The organism is Mycobacterium sp. NPDC051804 (assembly GCF_044452905.1).
GTDB lineage: Bacteria > Actinomycetota > Actinomycetes > Mycobacteriales > Mycobacteriaceae > Mycobacterium.
In genome coordinates, this window is sequence record NZ_JBITCD010000008.1 from 1 (window position 1) to 21,377 (window position 21,377).

The following is a 21,377-nucleotide window of genomic DNA, read 5'->3' on the forward strand; positions in this document are numbered from 1 at the left end:
AATCAAACTCTCCAAACAAAAACAACCCATCAACAGACAGGTGGAATTCGAATCAGAAAAATCTGAAACCAAACAAGACACCAAAAACTGGCATCGAAAAAAAACCCACCCCAAACGGGAAAAAGAGGCAGGCCAAAAAACAACAAACAAAAACCACCAAACACACTATTGAGTTCTCAAACAACACACCCGCACGGCCGCGCAACTAGCCCGCGGCTAAAAGCCGCGTACTCGTAGTGCGGACGTTCAGGAACCCAACCGAAATTGGGACTTCCCTCTGGGAGTCGCCGCGCTCGCCGGGCCCTAGCCCGTGTCGCAGCGACGAAGCAATAAGTTACAAGAGGGAAAACTCAGAGTCAAATGGGCTGATGGGGCGGGTTTTTGGACTTCCGTACCACCGTGCGCACGGCTGTGCGTCGACTCGTAGTTCATGGGGTTCAACGCGCCATCCGAGGACTTTGTTCCCGGATGTCGACATCGATATTTGGCCGGGCCTCTAAGCCCGACGAACTATCCAACGCGTTGGACGCCGGCGATATTCCGCTTGCCGCGGCGCAGCACCAACCAGCGACCGTGGAGGAAGTCCGACGGCTGCGCCACCCACTCCTCACTCTCGATGCGGACATTGTTGACGTACGCCCCGCCCTCACCGATGGTGCGACGTGCCGCGCCCTTGCTCGCCGACAAACCGCTGGCCACCAGCAGATCGGTGATCGCATCTGGTCCACCGGGAGTCAGGTCGGTGACCGAGGCCTCCCGCAGCGCAGCGGCCAGGGTCGCCTCATCCAGCTGGGTGAGCTCGCCCCGGCCGAACAAGGCCTGGCTGGCGTGCTCGACCGACTCCGTCGCTGCCTGTCCGTGAACGAGATTCGTCAGTTCCCGCGCCAACCGTCGCTGCCCAGCACGTTCATGCGGACGTTCGGCCGTCGCCTCCTCCAGCTCGGCCAACTCCTCGGGCGAAAGGAACGTGAACCATCGCAGGTAGCGGATGACGTCCGCATCGGCGGTGTTCACGAAGTACTGGTACCAGGCGTACGGACTGGTCATCTCCGGGTCGAGCCAGAGGCTGCCGCCCCCGGTCGACTTACCGAATTTCTGACCCTCCGAGTCGGTGACCAGCGGTGTGGTCAGCGCGTGCACCGTCGCACCCGTCTTCTGACGGACTAGCCGAACACCGGCGATGATGTTCCCCCACTGATCGGATCCGCCGATCTGCAGTCCACAGCCGTAGCGCTGGTGAAGCTCCACGAAGTCGTTGGCCTGCAACAGCATGTAGCTGAACTCCGTGTAGGAGATGCCATCGCCCTCGAGCCGGCGCCGCACAGTGTCCCGGTCGAGCATCACGTTCACGGAGAAGTACTTCCCGACATCGCGGAGGAATTCGATGGCAGGCATCTCGGAGGTCCAGGTCAGGTTGTTCTCCACCACCGCACCGGTGGGCGAATCGTCGAACTCGACGAAGCGCTCGAGCTGACCACGTATCCGTTCGGCCCACTCGGCGACCGTGTCGGCAGTGTTGAGCGTGCGTTCGCCGACGTCACGCGGGTCGCCGATCATGCCGGTGGCGCCGCCTGCCAGCACGATCGGACGATGCCCTGCCCGCTGGAACCGGGTCAGAGTCAGCAGCGGGATGAGGTGTCCGGCATGCAGGCTCGGCGCGGTCGGATCGAAACCGGAATAGACGGTGACGGGCCCTGCGGCAAGTTCAGTGGCCAACGCGTCCCGATCGGTGGACTGCGCAATCAGCCCGCGCCACTCAAGCTCATCGAGAATGTTCGGCGTGTCCTTAGACGTCACGCGAACGATCTTCCCGTACCGGGGCGGCATCGCCATAGCCGGTGCTCGGACCTAATTCGCAAAGCTGCCGCTAGCATCGCGGATGAGCTACTTCGCCGATGGAAGAGAGCCAGCACCGCATGACGCCGCCGCTGCCCAATCAAGGGGAGATTCGCAAAGGAGCGGCCTTTTACAACGCGCGGGGGCTGTTTATCTACAACCTCTACGTCTTGAGGTTCAACAACCGGTTTCTGTGGCGCTGTCCCCGGCGTCGTCTTCTTCGTCATTACGACCAGCACATCCGCTGCAATCACCTCGACGTCGGGCCGGGCACAGGTTGGTACCTGCAGCACGCTGCGTTTCCCTGCCAGAACCCGAAAGTCACCCTCCTCGACCTCAGCCCTGACAGCCTTGCGACCGCGAGTCGGCGCCTGCGCAAGTTGTCACCGGTGTTGATCAACTCCGACATCTTTTCGCCGATTCCCTCAGCCGAGAAGTACGCCTCCATTGCCGCCAATTACGTGTTCCACTGCATCCCTGGCGACTGGGAAACCAAGTCATTGGCGATACGTCACATTGCCGCAGCCCTCTCAGAAGATGGTGTGTTTTTCGGGTCCACGATCCTGGGCCGGGGTGTCCGCCACAACTGGTTGGGTAGGCGAACGATGGCCCGGTTCAACGCATCCGGCACCTTCCACAACGACACAGACGACCTTGCCGGTCTGCAGAAGGCGCTAGACACAAATTTCGAGCAATTCACCACGACGATGGTTGGCAAAGTCGCGCTGTTCAGCGCCACACAGCCTCGTACGGTGGTGTAAGCCCGCTCGCACTAGTCACTTTCGCCGGGAGTCGGTGCCCGCGGGCTGCGGCGATAGAGCGACACTTCGGGACGCCCGGCCAGCCACAAGCGCCAGGGACGATCGGCGGCCTTGCTGACACCGACACGCGGGCCGGCGACGCCGTCGCGCTTCTCCCCCAGCATCAGCTGGATCGGACTTTTCGAGTCGAAGAGGTCAATCCCGTTGTCCTCCATGGTGATTCCCATGGCGGAACAGAGGTTTCCAGGGCCGCGCGCCAGTGCTGCCGGGCGGACCAATTCGCCGCGGCGCCCCTGCGCCACATCGGGTCCCGACTCGATGGCGGCCGCCCGCAGCAGTACCGCACCCGCCACCTCATCGGTCGCGCACACGACGTTCGCGCAGACGTGAATGCCGTGGCTGCGGTAGGTGTACAGCCGTCCAGCGGGACCGAACATGATGGTGTTGCGCCCTCCAACACCCCGATACGAATGCGCCGCGGCATCGGGCCAGGGTTGATCCTCGGGGCCGCCGTACGCCTCGACCTCCACGATCATCGCGCTGACACCGCGGCCGACCAGGGTCGCGCCGAGCAATCGCCGAGCCGCCGTCAGCGGATCCACGGATAACCGTCGGGCACTCATCGGAAGCGATTCTGCCCGGCGCCCTTGACACGACTACCAGCGGGGAGGATTATTCATCGCATGATGAGTTCATCAAATGGTGAATTACGAAATCCCGGCGCTGACGTCGCGATAGACATCGAGAACCTGCGGGTCATCCGGGGTAAGCGCGTCGCGCTGGACGACATCTCGGTCCAGATAGCGCGGGGCACGATCACCGGACTGCTCGGCCCGTCCGGATGCGGCAAGACCACGCTCATGCGCAGCGTCGTCGGCACACAGATCATCGATAAGGGAACCGTCACCGTGCTGGGCCATCCGGCCGGTTCGGCGGAGCTGCGGCACCGGGTCGGCTACGTCACCCAGAATCCGACGATCTACGACGATCTGAGGGTCATCGACAACGTCCGGTACTTCGCAGCGTTGATAGGAGTAGACGCCACCGCTGCCGACGAGGCGGTCGCCGCCGTCGGCCTAGATGATCACCGAACCGCGTTGTGCGGCAACCTTTCCGGTGGCCAACGCACCCGCGCCTCACTTGCCTGCGCGCTGGTTTCGCACCCCGACCTCCTGGTGCTCGACGAACCCACCGTCGGCCTGGATCCCGTGTTGCGAGTCGACCTGTGGGAACAGTTCCACCGGCTCGCCCGACAAGGCACGACATTGCTCGTGTCCAGCCACGTCATGGACGAAGCCGATCACTGCGGCGACCTGCTGCTGATGCGCGAGGGTCACCTCCTCGCACACACCACACCCACCAAGCTACGAGAGGACACAGGATGTCAGTCACTGGAGGAAGCGTTCCTGTCCGTCATCCGGCACAGCACCGCAGCCTGAAGAGTCCGAACCGGCTGAGCCCGCAGGCGTATATTGCGACCACCACGCGAATTCTGCGCCAGCTCGCCGCCGATCACCGCAGCGTGGCGATGATCCTCGTCGTCCCGAGCCTCATCATCACGCTGATGTACTTCATGTTCCAGAACGCGCCGCATCCGCCCGGCGCACCGTCGCCGTTCAACAACGCCTGCCTCATCATGCTCGGTGTCTTTCCACTCATCGTGATGTTCCTGATCACGTCGATCACCATGCAGCGCGAACGGGTTTCGGGCACATTGGAACGAATTCTGACGACTCCCCTGCGCCGCCTGGACCTGCTGGCCGCCTACGGCACCGCGTTCTCGATCGCCGCCGCCGCGCAGGCGACACTGGCGTGCATCGTGTCCTTCTGGTTCCTCGGCCTGGACACCGCGGGCAGCCCGATCTTGGTGTTCCTCATCGCGATCATCAACGCGGTCCTCGGTGTCGGACTGGGCCTGCTGTGTAGTGCATTCGCCCGCACCGAGTTTCAGGCCGTGCAGTTCATGCCGCTGGTGATCGCGCCACAGCTGCTGCTGTGCGGCATCATCGTGCCCCGCCACGTGCTGCCCGATTGGCTGCAATGGATCAGCAACGTGTTGCCGGCCAGTTACGCTCTGGAAGCGCTGCAACAGGTCGGTGCGTACGCCGAGCCGACCTTCATCGCGGTGCGGGACATCGCCGTGGTCATCGGCTTCGCCGTCGTGGCGTTGTGCCTGGCCGCGGCGACGCTACGACGAAGGACACCGTAACGGCCTTGACCACCAACGCAGAGCGCAAGCGTCCCGGGCGACCGCCCGGGGCGTCCGACACCCGTGAGCGCATCCTCACCAGCGCGCGGGAGTTGTTTGCCCGCAATGGAATTGACAAGACATCGATCCGCGCGATCGCCGCGGATGCCGACGTGGACCCTGCGCTCGTCCACCACTACTACGGAACCAAGACACAGCTGTTCGCCGCGGCCATCCACATTCCCATCGATCCGATGCAGATCATCGGGCCACTACAGCAGATTCCGGTTGAGGAGATCGGCCACACGCTTCCACGGCTTCTGTTGCCGCTGTGGGACTCCGAGATGGGTAAGGGGTTCATCGCCACCCTGCGATCGATCCTGGCCGGCAATGACCCCTCACTCGTCCGCTCGTTCCTGCAAGAGGTCATCGCCAAGGAAGTCGGCTCGCGCGTGGATAATCCCCCGGGCACCGGACCGGTCCGGGTCCAGTTCGTCGCCTCGCAATTGGTCGGCGTCGTGATGGCGCGCTACATCCTGGAGTTGGATCCGTTCAAATCGCTGCCGGTCGAGCAGATCGCCGAGACCATCGGCCCGAACCTGCAGCGCTACCTCACCGGGGAGCTACCCGGCTTCACCTGACCGCTCGATCAGCCGGGTGTGTTCGGCGTCGTCGGTCACCGTGACGGCCTCGCCGATCAGCAGGACCGGCACACCGTCCTCGATCCGATACGCACGCCGAAGCCGAGGGTTGTAGAGAAATTCGTCGCCCACCAAGAGCAGTGGACCGCGGTCTTCGGGGCAGACGAGGATGCTCAGCAGCTTGTCGTCGAGCACGGGTCGCGTCAGCCCAGCGGGATGGTCATGGTGCCGGGTCCGGCCGGCGCCTGCACGGACGACCCACCGGGGAGGACTGGTACGGGACCGGCGACCGGCCCCTGTTGTTGAGCGGCCATCTGCTGCTGTGCCTGCAATTTGCGCTGATACGCAAGGGTCGCCTTCAGCGCCTCGACGAGCGGGGTCTGGTTCGGCCGGTCGTCCAGCGCGTCCTGGATTGCCAGCTTGTTCGCATTCGACGGCTTGAAGCCCTGGGCGCGCATCTTCATGACGTCGTCGATCAGCGTCGACAGTTGGCCGCCGCCATCGCCGAGGTTGTACTCGTTGTGGATGATCATGAGCGCCTGGTCGGCGGTCATCGTGACCTGCTCGTCGCCCGCCGCTTGGGGCTGACCCTCGATCGGCTTCTTGCAGTCGTCGCCGGTGCAGTTCTCCCCCGGCGCCCGGGTGTCAGATGCCGTGTTCGAGGCATCCGAATCAGGCTGGGCGTAGGCCGTCGTAACACCGAATCCGGACATCAGGCCTACGGCGAGCACCCCGCCAACGATGGCGCGACGCCAGTCAACGTGGGCTTTACCGTTCTCCGATGTCATCAACCCTCCAGCGCGATAGACCACGGATCTCCCCGGCCCGGTGGCGACTTGCCGCCAGCGGGAGCCTAACAGCGCGACGACCGCACGGCACGGTCGTCACCGTCACCCACCAGCGATCTCGGCGCGCATCGCGACGGTCAAACGCTTGTACCGATTCGTATCGGCGTCCAAATACCAGGCGTTACGAGCCGCTTTGGGGATCCCGGCGTCCCGGAGCGGGGTGACGATCGGACGGAACGACGCGCTGAGGGCCATCTCGGGCACCACGTAGACGAAATCGGGCGAATTGCCGACCGGCAGATCCGCGAGCGCTTCCGACAGATCGGCCGACGCGACGGTGCCGCCTGGTCGCAGGGCGATCGCGGTCACGGCGAAGCAGTGGCCGTCACCCTCGACCCCGTAGGTGACTGCCAGGTCGACCGCATCCAGACGGCTCACCGCGTCGTTCACGGTCGCGGCGAACACGACACCGCGCGGCGTGTGGATCACCACGCCGCGGCTGTCGACCAGCCAATAGTCGCCGTCGTCGTCGCGCCGGAACAGGTATTCGGTGGACACCCACGTGTCCGCGGGCGCGAAAACGCCGCGCTTGACCGACGCCGTCGGGTCGACGGGCCCCCGCGGATGCGCGAGCAGGACACCCACCTCGTTGACCTCTGCCCGCCGCACGAATCCGCGCTCGTCTTCGAGGATCAAGTCGTCCTCGGGGTCGTAGGCAGCCAGCGCGATCTCACCACTGCCCGGCAGCGGCCTGCCCTTACTACCGACCTTGGCGCCCGAGACGTTGGCCAGCACCGCCTGCCCGTCCGAGGTCGCGAAGAATTCGACGATTTGCGCGGGTTCGAAGACGTCGGTCACGCGCTTCCACAGTCCGGTCGGCATGCCGGAGCCGATGAACAACCGGACGGGGTGACTGCCAGTGAGGGAGAAGGACGGGTCGTCGATGACGTCGCGCAGCATCGCCCAGGTATAGGAGACGACGGTGACGCCGTATTGCCGAAGCTCCTGGAGGAACCGGTCCGGACGCAGACCGCGCGACAGCGCGATACGGGATCCGCCCACGACGGCGCCACCGAGCGCGACCAGCAGCCCGGATTGGTGATGAAGCGGGGTCAGGCAGTAGACCGTGTCGCCACGTCCGAGGTTCGCGGCCGATGCGGTACCGAAGGCCGACAGCGCCCAGCGATAGTTGGTGATCTGCCGCGCGACGAATTCCCCACCGATCGAGCTGAATCCGATGAACGCGAGATCCCGCGCCAGTCCTGGATTCGGGCGGTACCAGCCTGGCAGATCGACGGCGTCTGGATCGATCTTCTCCATATCGATGACGTCGGCGTCTTGGGGCAGGTGCAGGTCGCGCGCTTCACCACCGCCGAGGACCAGCACCCGCATGTCGAGTTGGCGCGCGGCCTCCATGTTGGAGGGGTCGGTGATGATCTCGGATACCGCGCCCAATCGGGCGGCGGTCACCAGGTCAGCGTCGGGCGGCATCAGCACCGCGACGGCGCCGAGGCGGGACAGTGCGGCGATCGCGACCAGTGCGCTTGGGCGGGTCTCCATCAGCACTCCGACGTGCGCGCCCTGCCGCACTCCGACTTCGATCAAGCCGCGGACAACGTTGTTGATGCGGCGATCGACCGCCTCGTAGGTGTGGACCCGGCCGTCGAACAGCAACGCCTCGCCGTTGGGTAGATCGCGGGCCTGTTCTGACATGATCCGGCCCAGCGACATCCGAGTGTGGTCGTTGATCTGGCCCAGCCGCGCGAGGCGCGGCAGGGTGCGGTACGTCTCGACGACGATTGCACGCGCGGACTTGTTGGCGGCGACAACCGCGTCGGCGGCCGACCGGGCCAGGCTGAACGCCATTTCGGTCGCGGCGTTCGCGCCGTGGGCCACTCGCGAGCTGAGCGAAACGCCGGTCTCGTTGGGCTCCTCGGGCTGCAGTGGCATCGGTGTGACGCCCTCGGGCATATCGCCGGTGCTGTCGATCCACTTGACCCACTGAGCCACTGCAGGCCACGTTTGCGTCGACGCTTTGGAGCCGACTACCAACCCGAAATGTCCTGCACGAATGAGAAATTCGTAGACATCCGCCTTCGGGGCCGCCCGTTTGATCCCACGGACCGAGGCCGGCTGACCGATGTCGTCCACCTCGCCGATGACGGCCAGCACCGGGCAGTCGACGTCCGACAGGGTCACCAGGTCGCCGTGGATAGAGAAGCCGCCGCTCATCATGCGGTTGTGGGCGATGAACTGCTTGAGTAGTTCGGCGATCGCGGGTCCCGACCATGCGATCCAGCCTTCGGATTGCAGGAATCGCCGTTGTTGTTCGCGGGGCAGCAACGCTTCGCGGTCGTGCAGCTGGCGCAGGAAATCGATACGGGATTGCGCGGTCTTGATGGGGTCGAGCATCTGGAACCCGGTGCGCGCGAGCCAGCCCGGGATGTCCATGCGGCTGAAAACGTGGTCGGCCATGAAGTCCGCGGCGGCGGGCGCGAGACTGGCCGGCAGGTTCATCGGCAGCGCCGCCAGGGTGTCGACCGGTGATCCGAACGCCACGATGCTGGCGAGGTCCTTGGACCGTCGGTAGGCGGCGGTCTGATAGGCGAACATGCCGCCCTGGGAGTACCCGGCCAAGTGGACGTCGCGGCCGGTCACCTCTTTGACGGTGTCGATGGCTTCGCTCAGCGCGACGACGTGGTCGGCCAGGTTGCGGTCCATGCCGCCCTCGACCTTGTCGGGCGACCCGAAATCGATGACCCATGGGTCGATGCCCGCCCGGTACAGGATGCCGACGGCGCCGTCCTCGCGGGTGACGTCCCACATGTCGGCCGACATCATCATGGGGTGCACCATCAGCACCGGCGGCCCGGGTTGCTTTGCTCCGGGTCTGGCATCGGGCGGGAAGTACCGCCGCAACCGGTACATCGGCACGCTCTGGATGAGCTGGAACGGAGACGGCACGGCGCCGGTCTCCAGGCCTCCGTAGCGCAGGACTTCCAGCCCGTTTTGCGCGGTGGCGACCAGTCGTCCCACTGGTCGGGTCAATCCGGACAGGTCCACCAACGCACGCTCCCCTAGCTCGCCAATCCCCCGACTGCTGCCGCAATCATGGCATAGCGCTGCTGGGCGGCCGTCAAGATCGGCAGGGTGCACTTGCGCCAGCACTTGGCCCCCAACGGGCCACCTATCATCGGGCGCGATGGCGAATCTGATCAACGTGGAGCGCGCGAGCGTCGCGTACGCCACCCGCACACTGCTCAACGCCGTCAGCCTCGGGGTCGATGAGGGCGACGCGATCGGGGTCGTGGGTCGAAACGGCGACGGCAAGACGACGCTGCTGCAGGTGCTGACGGGCACCCAAAAGCCCGACTCCGGGCGGGTGACCCATACCTCGGGACTGTCGGTGGGCTATGTGCGCCAAAGCGACGACTTCGGCGGTGCGACCGTGCGGGACGTGATCGTCGGGGGCCGGCCCGACCACGTCTGGGCGGCCGAACCCGGCACCCGCGACGTCGTCTCGCATCTTCTGTCCGGCGTCGACCTCGACAGCGAGGTCGGCCGGCTGTCCGGCGGTGAGCGACGACGGGTGGCGCTGGCGACCGAGCTGATCGCGGGTCACGACGTGCTCGTGCTCGACGAGCCCACCAACCATCTGGACGTCGAGGTGATCGGCTGGCTGGCGCAGCACCTGAATACGCGGCGCGCCAAGGCGCTGGTGGTGGTGAGCCACGACCGCTGGTTCCTCGACGCGGTGTGCACCAAGACGTGGGAGGTGCACGACGGCACCGTCGACGCGTACGAGGGCGGATACGCCGCCTATGTGCTGGCCCGCGCCGAACGTGCGCGCCTGGCCGCCGGGGTCGAAGCACGTCGGCAGAATCTGATGCGCAAGGAACTGGCCTGGCTGCGGCGCGGGCCGCCGGCGCGGACGTCGAAGCCGAAGTTCCGCATCCAGGCTGCCAACGACTTGATCGCCAACGAACCGGAGCCGCGGGATTCGCTTGCGCTGCAACGCTTCGCGACGGCCAGGTTGGGCAAGGACGTCTTCGACTTGCACCGCGTGCGCCTCGAGGCCGGCGACAAGGTGGTCCTCGACAAGCTGGACTGGTCGATCGGACCTGGCGCCCGCATCGGGCTCGTCGGCGTGAACGGCACCGGAAAGACGACCGTGCTGAAGCTGTTGGCCGGCGAGCTCACTCCCTCCGCCGGAACCTTCAAACAGGGCAAGACGCTCAAGATCGGCCACCTGAGCCAGGCGCTGACGGAGTTGGACCCAAGCGACCGCGTACTCGACGCAGTCGAAAGATCCCGCCGCACAACCGAACTGGCGGGTGGCCGGGAGGTCAGCGCGTCGACGCTGCTCGAGGACTTCGGGTTCACCGGCGACAGGTTGACGACGCGGCTGGCGGACCTGTCGGGCGGCGAGCGGCGTCGGTTCCAGTTCCTGCGGTTGCTGCTCGACGAACCGAATGTGCTGCTGCTCGACGAGCCGACCAACGATCTGGATATCGACACCCTGACCGTGCTCGAGGACTACCTCGACGGCTGGCCGGGCACGCTCATCGTCGTCACGCACGACAGGTACTTTCTCGAGCGAGTCTCCGACGTCACGTACGCGCTCACCGGCGGCGGACGGTGCGACCTGCTGCCCGGCGGTATCGAGCAGTACCTGTCGGAGCGCGCGGCCGCCGCACCCCCAGAGCCGGCGCGAGCCGAACCGCAGCGCAGCGAGTCGGCGTCGGCGCGGGAACGGCGGGCGGGCAAGGAAATGGCGCGCATCGAAGGTCAACTCACCAAGCTCGACGAGCGGATCGCGGCGGTGCACGAATCGATGGCCGAGGCGGCCGCCGATCACGTGCGGGCCGGTGAACTCAACGCCGAGCTGCAAGACATGCTGACGCGCAAGGAATCTCTCGAAGAGGCCTGGCTGGCCGCCGCCGAGGACTGAGTGAAAAACCGTCGAGCGAGAAATCGCCCGCGTCCAGCGGCGACCGCGTAGCGTCGACACCCGTGCTCGAGCTGATCGACAAGGGTCGCGGCAGCACCGAGCATCCGGTGCCGCTGCTGTTTGTGCACGGTGGCTGGCACGCCGCCTGGTGCTGGAACGATCACTTCCTGGATTTCTTCGCCGAGAATGGGTTTCGTGCGGTCGCCGTCAGTCTGCGCGGACACGGCAATAGCGTGACCGAGCAGCACTTGAACACCTGCACCATCTCGGACTACGTCGATGACGTGCGGGCCGCCGCAGACCTCCTCGACGGGCCGCCGGTGGTCATAGGTCACTCAATGGGCGGCTATGTAGTGCAGCAATATCTTTCGACATGCGATGCGCCGGCGGGCGTTCTGATGGCTTCAGCTCCACCACACGGCGTACGCGAAGCATCGATCCGCATGATGCGCCGCCATCCGTGGGCGGTGTTCAAGTCGAACACTTTTGGCAGCACCCACGATGTCGTGCGTACGCCCCGATTGGTGCGCGGACACCTGTTCTGTAGGCAGACTCCGCAGAATATCGTCGACAAATGCATGGCGCGGCTGCAACCGGAAAGTGCGCTCGCGATGAGGCAGATGCTCACCAGGGATCGCGTACGCGCGGATGCAGTGTCCGCCCCGCTGCTGGTTCTCGGTGCGTCCGAGGACGGTGCGTTCATTCCCGAAGAGGTGGCTGCGACCGCCCGGGCGTATCGAACCAACGCCGAGTTTTTTCCCGGCATGGGACACAACATGATGCTCGAACCCGACTGGCAGGCCGTTGCGCAACGGATCCTGTCCTGGCTTGGGGAACAAGGCCTTTAGCGGCGTAACCTGAGCCGCAGCCTGTCGGCTGTCTCGCGCACGACGCCGAGCTGTTTCGCGACCTGGATCGGGGCGGTGCCTCCCCTGGCGTCGCGTGAGTTCACCGACCCGTCGATGGTGAGAACCTCACGGACCTGCGACGTCAGCTCCGGATGAATACCGGCGAGCTCGGTGTCCTCGAGCTCTTCGAGGCCGACGCCGCGGGCTTCGGCCGCCCGCACCGCGGCTCCCGCGGCCTCGTGTGCCACGCGGAACGGAACTCCCCGCTGCACAAGCCATTCGGCGACGTCGGTCGCCAGGGTGTAGCCCAGCGGAGCCAATTCAGCCATCCGGTCGACGTCGAATCGCAGAGTTGCGACCAGGCCGGCCATCGCGGGCAGCAGCAGTTCGAGTTGGAGAACGGAGTCGAACACCGGCTCCTTATCCTCCTGCAGGTCCCGGTTGTACGCCAGCGGCTGCGCCTTCAATGTCGCGAGTAGGCCGGTGAGGTTGCCGATCAGCCGGCCCGACTTGCCGCGCGCCAGCTCGGCGATGTCGGGGTTCTTCTTCTGCGGCATGATCGAGCTACCGGTCGACCAGGAGTCGTGCAGGGTGACATATCCGAATTCGGTTGTACTCCAGAGGATGATGTCCTCGGCGAGCCTAGACAAATCGACACCGATCATCGAGAACACGAAGGCAGCCTCGGCGGCGAAGTCTCGCGATGCCGTGGCGTCAACCGAGTTGTCGGCCGCCGCATCGAAGCCGAGTTCCTCGGCGATCGCATCGGGATCGAGCCCCAGCGACGACCCCGCCAGCGCCCCGGATCCGTACGGCGACACTGCGGCTCGCTTGTCGAAGTCGACCAGCCGGTCGACGTCGCGCAGCAGCGGATGCGCGTGCGCAAGCAGATGATGCGCCAACAGGATCGGCTGGGCGGACTGTAGATGCGTCTTGCCGGGCATGATCGCGGTCGGGTGCGCCGCGGCCTGGGTCGCCAGCGCGGACACAACCCCGAGCGCGCCATCGGCGACCCGCCGGACGGCGTCACGCAGCCACATCCGAAACTGCGTCGCCACCTGATCGTTCCGCGACCGGCCGGCGCGCAGTCGTCCGCCCAGGTCCTCGCCTACCCGGTCGATCAGCCCGCGCTCCAGCGCACCGTGCACGTCCTCATCTGTGACCAGAGGCCCGAAGCTGCCGTCGGCGACATCGGAGGCCAGGTTGTCCAGACCGACGAGCAGGCCGTCGCGCTGTTCCTCGGTGAGCAGACCGGCACGGAACAGTACCCGTGTATGCGCCTTCGACGCGGCAATGTCATACGGCGCCAGCACCCAGTCGAAGTGCGTCGACTTGCTCAGCGCCGCAAGGGCGTCCGACGGGCCGTCGGCGAACCGGCCGCCCCACAGCGAGCCCTCGTTGGTGCTCATGCTTACTGGCCTGCCAGGTCCCGCTGGGCGGAGATCTTCGACGACAGACCATGCACGTGCACGAAGCCCTTGGCCGACGACTGATCGAACGTGTCGCCCTCGTCGTAGGTCGCGAGGTTGAAGTCGTACAGTGACTCGGCGCTGCGCCGGCCGTTGACGGCGATATGCCCGCCGTGCAACACCATCCGGATCTCACCGGACACGTGCTCTTGGGTCTTGGCGACAAACGACTCCAAGGCAGCCTTCAACGGCGAGTACCAGAGGCCGTCGTACACCAACTCGCCCCACTTGCGGTCGGTGCCGCGCTTGAACCGGCCGAGTTCGCGCTCCAGCGTGACGTGCTCGAGTTCGGTGTGCGCGGTGATCAGCACCATGGCACCGGGGGCTTCGTAGATCTCCCGGCTCTTGATGCCGACCAAGCGGTCCTCGACGACGTCGAGTCTGCCGACACCCTGTTCGCCCGCGCGGCGGTTGAGTTCCTCGATCGCTTGCAACACGCTCACGTCGCGGCCGTCGATCGAAACAGGAACGCCGCGTTCGAATCCGACGATGACCTCGTCGGGCGTGTTCCAGTTGACCGTTGGATCCTCGGTGTAGTCGTAGACATCCTTCGTCGGCGCGTTCCACAGGTGTTCGAGGAACCCGGTTTCCACGGCGCGGCCCCAGACATTCTGGTCGATGGAGAATGGCGAGCGCTTGGTGACGTTGATCGGGATCGCATTCTCCTCAGCGAACGCGATGGCCTTCTCGCGGGTCCAGGCGTAGTCGCGGACCGGTGCGAGCACCTCGAGATCCGGTGCCAGCGAGGCGAACCCGACCTCAAATCGCACCTGGTCGTTGCCCTTGCCGGTGCAACCGTGCGCGACGATGCCGCCACCGTGCTCGCGCGCGGCCGCCACGAGGTGCTTGACGATCAGAGGCCGGCTCAGCGCCGACACCAGCGGATATCGGTCCATGTACAGCGCATTGGACTGGATCGCAGGAAGGCAGTACTGCTCGGCGAATTCGTCCCTGGCGTCGACGACCACCGCCTCGACCGCACCACAGTCGAGGGCCCGCTGCCGGACGACCTCCATGTCCTCGCCGCCCTGGCCGAGATCGATGGCGACCGCGACCACCTCTTGGCCGGTCTCCTTTCCGATCCAGCTGATAGCGACCGAGGTGTCCAAACCACCGGAATACGCCAAGACGACGCGCTCGGACATTTAACTGATCTCCTTTTGTTGGATGCTTTCGAGTTTCGCCGCCAGCTCGGAGCCGGTCATCGGCTCACGGGCGATCACCAGGATGGTGTCGTCGCCGGCGACGGTGCCGACCACATACGGCAGCGCAGCGCGGTCCATCGAGCTGGCAAGGTAGTGAGCGGCGCCCGGCGGGGTCCGCAGCACGGCGAGGTTGCCGCTGGCGTCGGTGGAAACGAGAAGGTCGGCGAGCAGCCGCGACATTCGTTCGGTGCCACCGGAAACGCCGCGCACTGGGCTGCCGTCCTCGGGGACGACGTACACGCCGACCCCGCCGTCGGCGCCCCGCAGTTTGACCGCGCCGAGTTCCTCGAGATCCCGGGACAACGTCGCCTGGGTGACCTCGATGCCCTCGTCGGCAAGCATCGTCGCCAGCTCACCCTGGCTGTGAATCGCTTGCGACGACAGGATCGACACGATGCGAGCCTGACGACCGGCGCGAGTGGCAGCTGACGTCACGATCGCTCCAGCAACCACACCAGTAGCGCCTTCTGCGCATGTAACCGGTTCTCGGCTTCGTCCCATACTGCGCTCTGCGGTCCGTCGATCACCTCATCGGTGATTTCGTATCCCCGGTGCGCTGGAAGACAGTGCAGCACAACGGCGTCCGAGTCAGCTCGGCCCAGCAGATCCGTGTTGATCTGGAACGGCTTGAACGGGCCGACCCGGTCCAGCCCGTCGTCTTCCTGCCCCATCGACGTCCACGTGTCGGTAACGAGCACGTCGGCGCCATCGGCGGCAGCCGAAGCGTCGGCCGTCAACGTGACGGTCGCCCCCGTCTGGGCGGCCCGCTTCCTCGCGGCGGCAACGAATTCCGGGTTCGGCTCGAAACCGGACGGCGCCGCGATGGTGACACTGATGCCCGCGGTGACGCCACCGAGCATCAGTGAGTGCGCCATGTTGTTGGCGCCGTCGCCGAGATACGTCATCCGCAGCCCGTTGAGTTGACCTTTGCGTTCGGCCAGGGTCTGCAGGTCGGCCAGTATCTGGCAGGGATGGAACTCGTCGGACAGCGCATTGACGACCGGGACGGTCGCGCCGGAAGCCATGGCGGTCAACCGTTCTTGGGCGAATGTCCGCCACACAATGGCATCCACGTAGCGGGACAACACCTGGCCGGTGTCCTCGAGCGTTTCCTCGCGGCCGAGCTGGGTGCTGCGGCCGTCGACGACCACCGCGTGACCGCCGAGTTGGGCGATGCCGATCTCGAACGAGAACCGGGTTCGCGTGGAGTTCTTGTCGAAGATGACGGCAACACCGCGCGGACCGTCCAGCGGGCGACGGCTGAACGGTGCGCTCTTCAGTTCCGCGGCGAGCGCCAGTACCTCGGCCTGCTCATCGGGCGTGAGATCGTCGTCACGTAAGAAATGCCGTGTCATGACGCTGCTGCTCCCGTGTCGAGTACGCCGGGAAGCGCGCCGAGAAAATTCTCGATCTGCGCTTCGGTGATGATCAGCGGCGGGACCAGGCGAATCACGTTCGGGGCCGGTGCATTCACAAGGAATCCCGCCTCCCTCGCCGCGACCTCGACCGGTTTGGCCGCATCGGACGTGAGAACGACTCCGAGCATGAGCCCGCGACCGCGAACGTGGTCGACCAGCGGATGGCCGAGCGACTCGATACCGTGGTGCAGCGTCTTGCCGAGGACTCCGGCGCGGCCCACCAGGTCGTCGTCGGCCAGCACCTGCAGCACGGCGAGCGCGGCGGCCGTGCAGACGGGATTGCCGCCGAACGTGCTGCCATGCAACCCGGGAGTCAGCATCCCGGCTGCGTCGCCGGTCGCAATGCAGGCACCGATCGGCAGCCCACCACCGAGGCCTTTGGCCAGCGTGACGACATCGGGCGTGATGCCGTCGTGTTGATGCGCGAAAAACGCTCCGGTGCGGCCCATTCCGGTCTGCACCTCGTCGAGCACCAACAGCACGCCGTGCGCTGCGGTGATCTCACGCGCCGCCACCAGGTATCCGGCGGGCGGCGTCACGACGCCACCCTCGCCCATGATCGGTTCGAGGAACACCGCGGCGGTCTGGTCGTCGACCGCGGCCTTGAGCGCCTCGACATCGCCGTACGGAACATGGGTGACATCGCCGGGCAGCGGGGCGAACGGTTCCTGCTTCGACGGCTGACCGGTCAGCGCCAGCGACCCCATTGTGCGGCCGTGAAACGCTCCCTGCGCAGCAACGAGTTTCGTGCGGCCTGTGAGCCGACTGATTTTGAACGCGACCTCGTTGGCCTCCGCGCCCGAATTGCAGAAGAAGACCCGCGCGCCGTCGACACCGAGCAGGTCGACCAGCGCCTCGGCGAGCGCGATGCCCGGTTCGGTGGCGTACAGGTTCGACGTATGCCCCAGCGTGTTCATCTGCCGAGTGACGGCCTCGATGACGGCGGGGTGGCGATGGCCCAGGATGTTGACCGCGATACCGCCGAGCAGGTCGATATACGACTTGCCGTCGACATCCGTGACCACGGCACCGTCGCCGCTGAACAACGCCAGGGGCGGCGTGCCGTAGTTGTCCATCATCACGGCTTCCCACCGCTGCGCGAGAGTCATGCGCTCACCACCTTCGTTCCCGTCCCCTCGTCGGTGAACAGTTCGACAAGTACACAGTGTTCGACGCGGCCGTCGATGACGTGCGCGCTGGGCACCCCACCCGATACCGCGCGGAGGCAGGCCTCGATCTTGGGCACCATGCCCGACTCCAACCTCGGCAGCAGCTGAGCCAGTGCGGCAGTGTCGATCTCACTGACCAGCGACCCGCGGTCCGGCCAGTTGGTGTAAAGACCTTCCACGTCGGTGAGCATCACCAGCTTCTCGGCGCCGAGTGCCTCGGCGAGCGCCGCTGCTGCGGTGTCGGCGTTGATGTTGTGCACCACGCCGTCGGCGTCTGGAGCGATCGTCGAGACCACCGGAATACGGCCCGCTCCAATGAGATCAAGCAATGAGCCCGCATCCACCTTTTCGACGTCGCCGACCAGGCCGATATCGGTAGCCACCCCGTCAACCGTCACCTGACGGCGCACGGCGGTGAACAGGTGCGCGTCCTCGCCCGTGACGCCGACAGCGTACGGACCGTGCGCATTGATCAGGTTGACCAGCTCACGCCCGACCTGTCCGAACAGCACCATCCGGGCGACGTCGAGCACCTCCGGTGTGGTGACGCGGAAGCCGCCTTTGAAATCCCCTGCGATACCGAGCTTTTTGAGCATCGCGCTGATCTGCGGGCCGCCGCCGTGGACGACAACGGGCCGGATGCCGCAGTTACGCAAGAACACCATGTCCGCCGCGAACGCGGCCTTGAGGGTGTCGTCGGTCATTGCGTTGCCGCCGTACTTCACGACCACGATCTTGTCGTGCAGCTGCTTGAGCCACGGCAGGGCCGCGGCGAGCACCTGCGCCTTGACCGGCGTCGCGAGCGTCATGAGCTGTACGCCGAGTTCTCTTCGACGTAGGCGTGCGACAGGTCGGTCGTGCGGATCGACGCCGTGCCGTTGCCAACGCCCAGATCGATGACGACGTTGATCTCTTCGCCGGACAGATCGACCTCCCGGGCGCCCGGCGCGCCGACACCGTCGACGCATACCGCAGAACCGTTGAACGACACGGTGATCCGATCGGGTTCCAGTGCCACCGGCGCCATACCGACCGCGGCGAGCACACGGCCCCAGTTGGGGTCGGACCCGAACAGCGCGGTCTTCACGAGGCTGTCGCGGGCCACGACCCGGGCCGCGGTCAGTGCGTCCTCATCGGACGCCGCACCAGTCACGGTGACAACGACGCGCTTGGTCACCCCCTCGGCGTCAGCCTGCAGCTGTGCGCACAGATCGTCACAGACCCGCAGCACCGCCTCTTCGAGATCGCTTTGACTCGGCGCGATCTCGCTGGCGCCGGAGGCCAGCAGCAATACGGTGTCGTTGGTCGAGCAGCTGCCGTCGACGTCGAGCCGGTCGAACGTCATCGCGGCCGCCTTGCGCAGTGCCTGATCGAGAGCTGCGCCATCAGCGACGGCGTCGGTGGTGATGACACACAACATCGTCGCCAGCGATGGCGCGAGCATGCCCGCACCCTTGGCCATACCGCCGACCGTCCAGTTGCCACTGTGGTGCAGCGCAACCTGTTTCGGCACGGTGTCGGTGGTCATGATGGCCCGGGCGGCCTCCTCGCCCCCGGTCAGCCCGCCCGCCATCTCGTGGACGATCTCGGTCACGCCGGCCAGCATCTTGTCCATTGGCAGCCGGTCGCCGATGAGCCCGGTGGAACACACGGCGACCTCGATGGCCCCGGTCTCGGTGCCCCAGTCGGACAGCGCGGTGGCCACGGCCTCTGCGGTGGCATGGGTGTCCTGAAAGCCACCCGGCCCGGTACAGGCATTGGCGCCACCGGAGTTGAGCACGACCGCCCGCAGCCGCCCGGTGGTGAGCACCTGCTGCGACCACAGCACCGGCGCGGCCTTCACCTTGTTGCGGGTGAACACTGCCGCTGCCGTGTGGTCGGGCCCCTCGTTGAACACCAGCGCGAGGTCCAGTGCGCCAGAAGCCTTGATGCCCGCGGCGATTCCGGTCGCCCGGAAGCCGGCGGGCGCGGTGACACCCTGGTTGCGGACCAGCCGCGCAGTATCCGTCGTGTCGGATGTCATGGCGCCACACCCACGATCGAAAGTCCTTCCGTTTCCGGCCAACCCAGCGCGAGGTTCATCGATTGCACAGCCGCCCCGCCGGTGCCCTTCACAAGGTTGTCGATCGCGGCGATACCGATGAACGTCGACGCGTCCTCGTCGACGGCGACCGCGAGTTGAGCGGCGTTGCTCCCGATCACCGCGCCGGTCTTGGGCAGCTGGTCCTCGGGCAGCAGGTGAATGAAAGGCTCGGCGTCATAAGCCTTCTCGTAGGCAGCGCGGATCTGCGACAGCGGTGCGGTGGTCCTCGCGGTGCAGGTGGCCAGGATGCCGCGCGACGTCGGAATGAGCACCGGGGTGAACGACACGGTGACGTCTTTGTCGGTGACGGCTTTCAGGCCCTGCGCAATCTCGGGGGTGTGCCGGTGTTTGCCGCCGACGTTGTAGGCCCGCGCCGACCCGATGACCTCCGAACCCAGCAAGTCAACCTTGGCGGCTCGTCCCGCGCCCGAGGTACCGCTGACGGCGACGACGGTGACCGCGGACTCGATGAGATCCTCGGCGATCGCGGGCCAGAGCGCGAGTAGTGCCGCAGTCGGATAGCAGCCCGGGACCGCGATGCGGTTGGCACCGCGCAACCGGTCGCGGGCACCCGGCAGTTCCGGGAGCCCGTACGGCCAGCTGCCCGCGTGTGACGACCCGTAGAAGCGTTCCCATGCGCCGGCATCGGTGAGCCGGAAATCCGCACCGCAGTCGACGATGACGGTGTCGCTGCCGAGTTGATCGGCGAGGGCCGCGGAATGACCGTGCGGCAGCCCGAGGAAGACGACGTCGTGACCCTTGAGGGTGTCGGCGTCGGTAGCGTCCAGTGTCCGGTTGGCCAGCGGCAGTAGATGCGGGTGGTGCTCACCGAGCATGGTGCCGGCGCTGGCAGCGGCGGTGAGCGCTCCGATCGTCAGCCGTCCGTCTGCATACGCAGGGTGTCCCAGGAGCAGTCGCAGAATCTCTCCACCTGCATATCCGCTGGCACCGGCCACTGCGACGGAAGTCATGCAAACGATTCTGCATGGTTATGCAGCGCTATGCAAATCCATTATTCGGGTAGCGTCAGCGCCATGCAGGATCACGCGCTGACCTGGGATCTGGCGGGCATCCCGGTGGTCATCGTGGCAGGGACCCTTCTGCATTTCTGTTTCGACTGGAGCGGTCGCCGACGAGCCTTCGCGGTGCTGTGCCCGATCAATGAGAGCGTGTGGGAACACCTGAAGATGGCGTACTGGCCACTTCTGTTCCTCACCGCAACGCAGTCAGCCGTCGGCGCCGGCTCGTCCTCGCTGCCTGGCGCGCGTGCGGTTGGCTTTTATGCCATGTGCGTCGTCATGCTCGGTCTGTATTTTCTGACGACCGCGTTATTGTCGATCACAGACATGCGTGTCCGGCTGATTGTCGACGGATCCATATTCATCGTCGCGGTGGTCGTCGGCCAGCTGGCGTCGTATGCCGTCACAAGCACGACCGATACCCCAGAATCGGCATGGCGCGGCTTGGTCGCGCTGCTCGTGCCCGTCTTCGTGTTCATGTTGACCACTTTCGCACCACCGCGTCTGGAGCTTTTCAGAGATCAGATCACCGGTGGGTACGGGATCAGCCGCGCCTGACGATCAGGCGGCAGCCCATTCCTTAGCGCGCTCGAGGTCGTCGAGGCCGAATACTTCCAGCTCACCCGGCACCATCCAACCCACCAAGTGCACCGTGTGCCCCACCCACTCCTTGTCGGTGACGATCGCGATGCGCTTGAAGGCCGAATGATGATGGATGAGCGTGCCGAACCCCTGTTTGAGGTCCTCGACCAAACCGCCACGGCCGAAACCCTCGTAGTCCGATTCGATGACCTCGACGATCCTGACTTCCCCGGATCCGAGCAGCTTCTCCATTTCAGGCATGAACTGGCTGATTTCGTCGCCGGTCACCTTGCCCGATACACGAAGACCCGAGACTCCCGGCGGCATGTCCTGCAGTACCTCGATCATGCCTACCGTCCTACTCCGAATAAGGCGACTCTTCCAGGATTTTTCTAGTGCGCGTACGCAGGTGGAGATTC

21 protein-coding genes are annotated in these 21,377 nt (G+C 65.6%); 7 read left to right on the top strand and 14 right to left on the bottom strand.

The features are described 5' to 3' along the window. Nucleotides 1–510 precede the first annotated feature (510 nt). Nucleotides 511–1,797 carry a tyrosine--tRNA ligase gene (gene tyrS / locus ACIA48_RS28880; RefSeq protein ID WP_396739548.1) on the bottom strand — a complete coding sequence of 429 codons (1,287 nt, stop codon included), beginning with the start codon at nucleotides 1,795–1,797 and terminating at the stop codon, nucleotides 511–513. A gap of 98 nt (nucleotides 1,798–1,895) precedes the next feature. Here tyrS and ACIA48_RS28885 point away from each other — a divergent pair, with 98 nt between their 5' ends. Then, nucleotides 1,896–2,597 carry a class I SAM-dependent methyltransferase gene (locus ACIA48_RS28885; protein ID WP_396739549.1) on the top strand — a complete coding sequence of 234 codons (702 nt, stop codon included), beginning with the start codon at nucleotides 1,896–1,898 and terminating at the stop codon, nucleotides 2,595–2,597. A gap of 11 nt (nucleotides 2,598–2,608) precedes the next feature. Here ACIA48_RS28885 and ACIA48_RS28890 read toward each other — a convergent pair whose 3' ends face one another. Continuing rightward, nucleotides 2,609–3,220, bottom strand: a complete 612-nt coding sequence (locus ACIA48_RS28890) for a DNA-3-methyladenine glycosylase (RefSeq protein WP_396739550.1) — start codon at nucleotides 3,218–3,220, stop codon at nucleotides 2,609–2,611. 60 nt (nucleotides 3,221–3,280) lie between these two features. On the opposite strand from ACIA48_RS28890, the gene ACIA48_RS28895 reads away from it, so the two are divergent. From ACIA48_RS28895 to ACIA48_RS28905, 3 genes are read left to right on the top strand one after another with little or no spacing between them, the layout of a single operon-like run. Then, nucleotides 3,281–4,036: an ABC transporter ATP-binding protein gene (locus tag ACIA48_RS28895; RefSeq protein ID WP_396739552.1), complete on the top strand. Its 756-nt coding sequence runs from the start codon at nucleotides 3,281–3,283 to the stop codon at nucleotides 4,034–4,036. Next, the gene (locus ACIA48_RS28900) at nucleotides 3,979–4,806 is read left to right on the top strand and encodes an ABC transporter permease (RefSeq protein ID WP_396739554.1); all 828 of its coding nucleotides are present in this window, start codon (nucleotides 3,979–3,981) and stop codon (nucleotides 4,804–4,806) included. Before ACIA48_RS28895 ends, ACIA48_RS28900 begins: the two co-directional genes overlap by 58 nt. A gap of 5 nt (nucleotides 4,807–4,811) precedes the next feature. Continuing rightward, entirely contained in the window at nucleotides 4,812–5,426 is a 615-nt protein-coding gene (locus ACIA48_RS28905) for a TetR family transcriptional regulator (RefSeq protein WP_396739556.1), read from the top strand. Here ACIA48_RS28905 and ACIA48_RS28910 read toward each other — a convergent pair. The 3 genes from ACIA48_RS28910 to ACIA48_RS28920 form a co-directional block, all read right to left on the bottom strand. Then, nucleotides 5,409–5,621: a Trm112 family protein gene (locus tag ACIA48_RS28910; protein WP_396739557.1), complete on the bottom strand. Its 213-nt coding sequence runs from the start codon at nucleotides 5,619–5,621 to the stop codon at nucleotides 5,409–5,411. The genes ACIA48_RS28905 and ACIA48_RS28910 overlap by 18 nt on opposite strands. Nucleotides 5,622–5,629: 8 nt before the next feature. Then, entirely contained in the window at nucleotides 5,630–6,214 is a 585-nt protein-coding gene (locus ACIA48_RS28915) for a hypothetical protein (protein ID WP_396739558.1), read from the bottom strand. 102 nt (nucleotides 6,215–6,316) lie between these two features. Further along, nucleotides 6,317–9,277 (bottom strand): acyl-CoA synthetase, encoded by a 2,961-nt coding sequence (locus ACIA48_RS28920; RefSeq protein WP_396739559.1) that lies wholly within the window; start codon nucleotides 9,275–9,277, stop codon nucleotides 6,317–6,319. 139 nt (nucleotides 9,278–9,416) lie between these two features. Between ACIA48_RS28920 and ACIA48_RS28925 the strand changes: the two genes are divergently transcribed. Then, complete coding sequence (locus tag ACIA48_RS28925) at nucleotides 9,417–11,165, top strand: ABC-F family ATP-binding cassette domain-containing protein (RefSeq protein ID WP_396739561.1); 1,749 nt, start codon at nucleotides 9,417–9,419, stop codon at nucleotides 11,163–11,165. A 62-nt stretch (nucleotides 11,166–11,227) separates the two neighbouring features. Next, nucleotides 11,228–12,013: an alpha/beta hydrolase gene (locus ACIA48_RS28930; protein WP_396739563.1), complete on the top strand. Its 786-nt coding sequence runs from the start codon at nucleotides 11,228–11,230 to the stop codon at nucleotides 12,011–12,013. Here the strand turns inward: ACIA48_RS28930 and argH are convergent. From argH to argC, 8 genes are read right to left on the bottom strand one after another with little or no spacing between them, the layout of a single operon-like run. Continuing rightward, entirely contained in the window at nucleotides 12,010–13,422 is a 1,413-nt protein-coding gene (gene argH / locus ACIA48_RS28935) for an argininosuccinate lyase (protein WP_396739565.1), read from the bottom strand. The genes ACIA48_RS28930 and argH overlap by 4 nt on opposite strands. 2 nt (nucleotides 13,423–13,424) lie before the next feature. Continuing rightward, on the bottom strand, nucleotides 13,425–14,627 hold the full coding sequence (locus tag ACIA48_RS28940; protein ID WP_396739567.1) for an argininosuccinate synthase: 1,203 nt from the start codon (nucleotides 14,625–14,627) through the stop codon (nucleotides 13,425–13,427). Then, nucleotides 14,628–15,188 (bottom strand): arginine repressor, encoded by a 561-nt coding sequence (locus ACIA48_RS28945; RefSeq protein WP_396739569.1) that lies wholly within the window; start codon nucleotides 15,186–15,188, stop codon nucleotides 14,628–14,630. Next, the gene (gene argF, locus ACIA48_RS28950) at nucleotides 15,119–16,042 is read right to left on the bottom strand and encodes an ornithine carbamoyltransferase (RefSeq protein ID WP_396739570.1); all 924 of its coding nucleotides are present in this window, start codon (nucleotides 16,040–16,042) and stop codon (nucleotides 15,119–15,121) included. Before argF ends, ACIA48_RS28945 begins: the two co-directional genes overlap by 70 nt. Further along, nucleotides 16,039–17,214 carry an acetylornithine transaminase gene (locus ACIA48_RS28955; protein WP_396739572.1) on the bottom strand — a complete coding sequence of 392 codons (1,176 nt, stop codon included), beginning with the start codon at nucleotides 17,212–17,214 and terminating at the stop codon, nucleotides 16,039–16,041. Before ACIA48_RS28955 ends, argF begins: the two co-directional genes overlap by 4 nt. Next, a complete protein-coding gene (gene argB, locus ACIA48_RS28960; RefSeq protein WP_396739574.1) occupies nucleotides 17,211–18,083 on the bottom strand; it encodes an acetylglutamate kinase in 873 nt (290 codons plus the stop codon). Before argB ends, ACIA48_RS28955 begins: the two co-directional genes overlap by 4 nt. After that, a complete protein-coding gene (gene argJ, locus ACIA48_RS28965; protein ID WP_396739576.1) occupies nucleotides 18,080–19,297 on the bottom strand; it encodes a bifunctional glutamate N-acetyltransferase/amino-acid acetyltransferase ArgJ in 1,218 nt (405 codons plus the stop codon). The genes argB and argJ overlap by 4 nt, the downstream gene beginning before the upstream one ends. Then, on the bottom strand, nucleotides 19,294–20,328 hold the full coding sequence (gene argC / locus ACIA48_RS28970; RefSeq protein ID WP_396739578.1) for an N-acetyl-gamma-glutamyl-phosphate reductase: 1,035 nt from the start codon (nucleotides 20,326–20,328) through the stop codon (nucleotides 19,294–19,296). Before argC ends, argJ begins: the two co-directional genes overlap by 4 nt. A 63-nt stretch (nucleotides 20,329–20,391) precedes the next feature. Between argC and ACIA48_RS28975 the strand changes: the two genes are divergently transcribed. Then, on the top strand, nucleotides 20,392–20,934 hold the full coding sequence (locus tag ACIA48_RS28975; protein ID WP_396739580.1) for a DUF6512 family protein: 543 nt from the start codon (nucleotides 20,392–20,394) through the stop codon (nucleotides 20,932–20,934). A gap of 3 nt (nucleotides 20,935–20,937) precedes the next feature. Here the strand turns inward: ACIA48_RS28975 and ACIA48_RS28980 are convergent, their stop codons facing one another. After that, nucleotides 20,938–21,306 carry an STAS/SEC14 domain-containing protein gene (locus ACIA48_RS28980; protein WP_396739582.1) on the bottom strand — a complete coding sequence of 123 codons (369 nt, stop codon included), beginning with the start codon at nucleotides 21,304–21,306 and terminating at the stop codon, nucleotides 20,938–20,940. Between the last annotated feature and the right edge of the window lie 71 nt (nucleotides 21,307–21,377).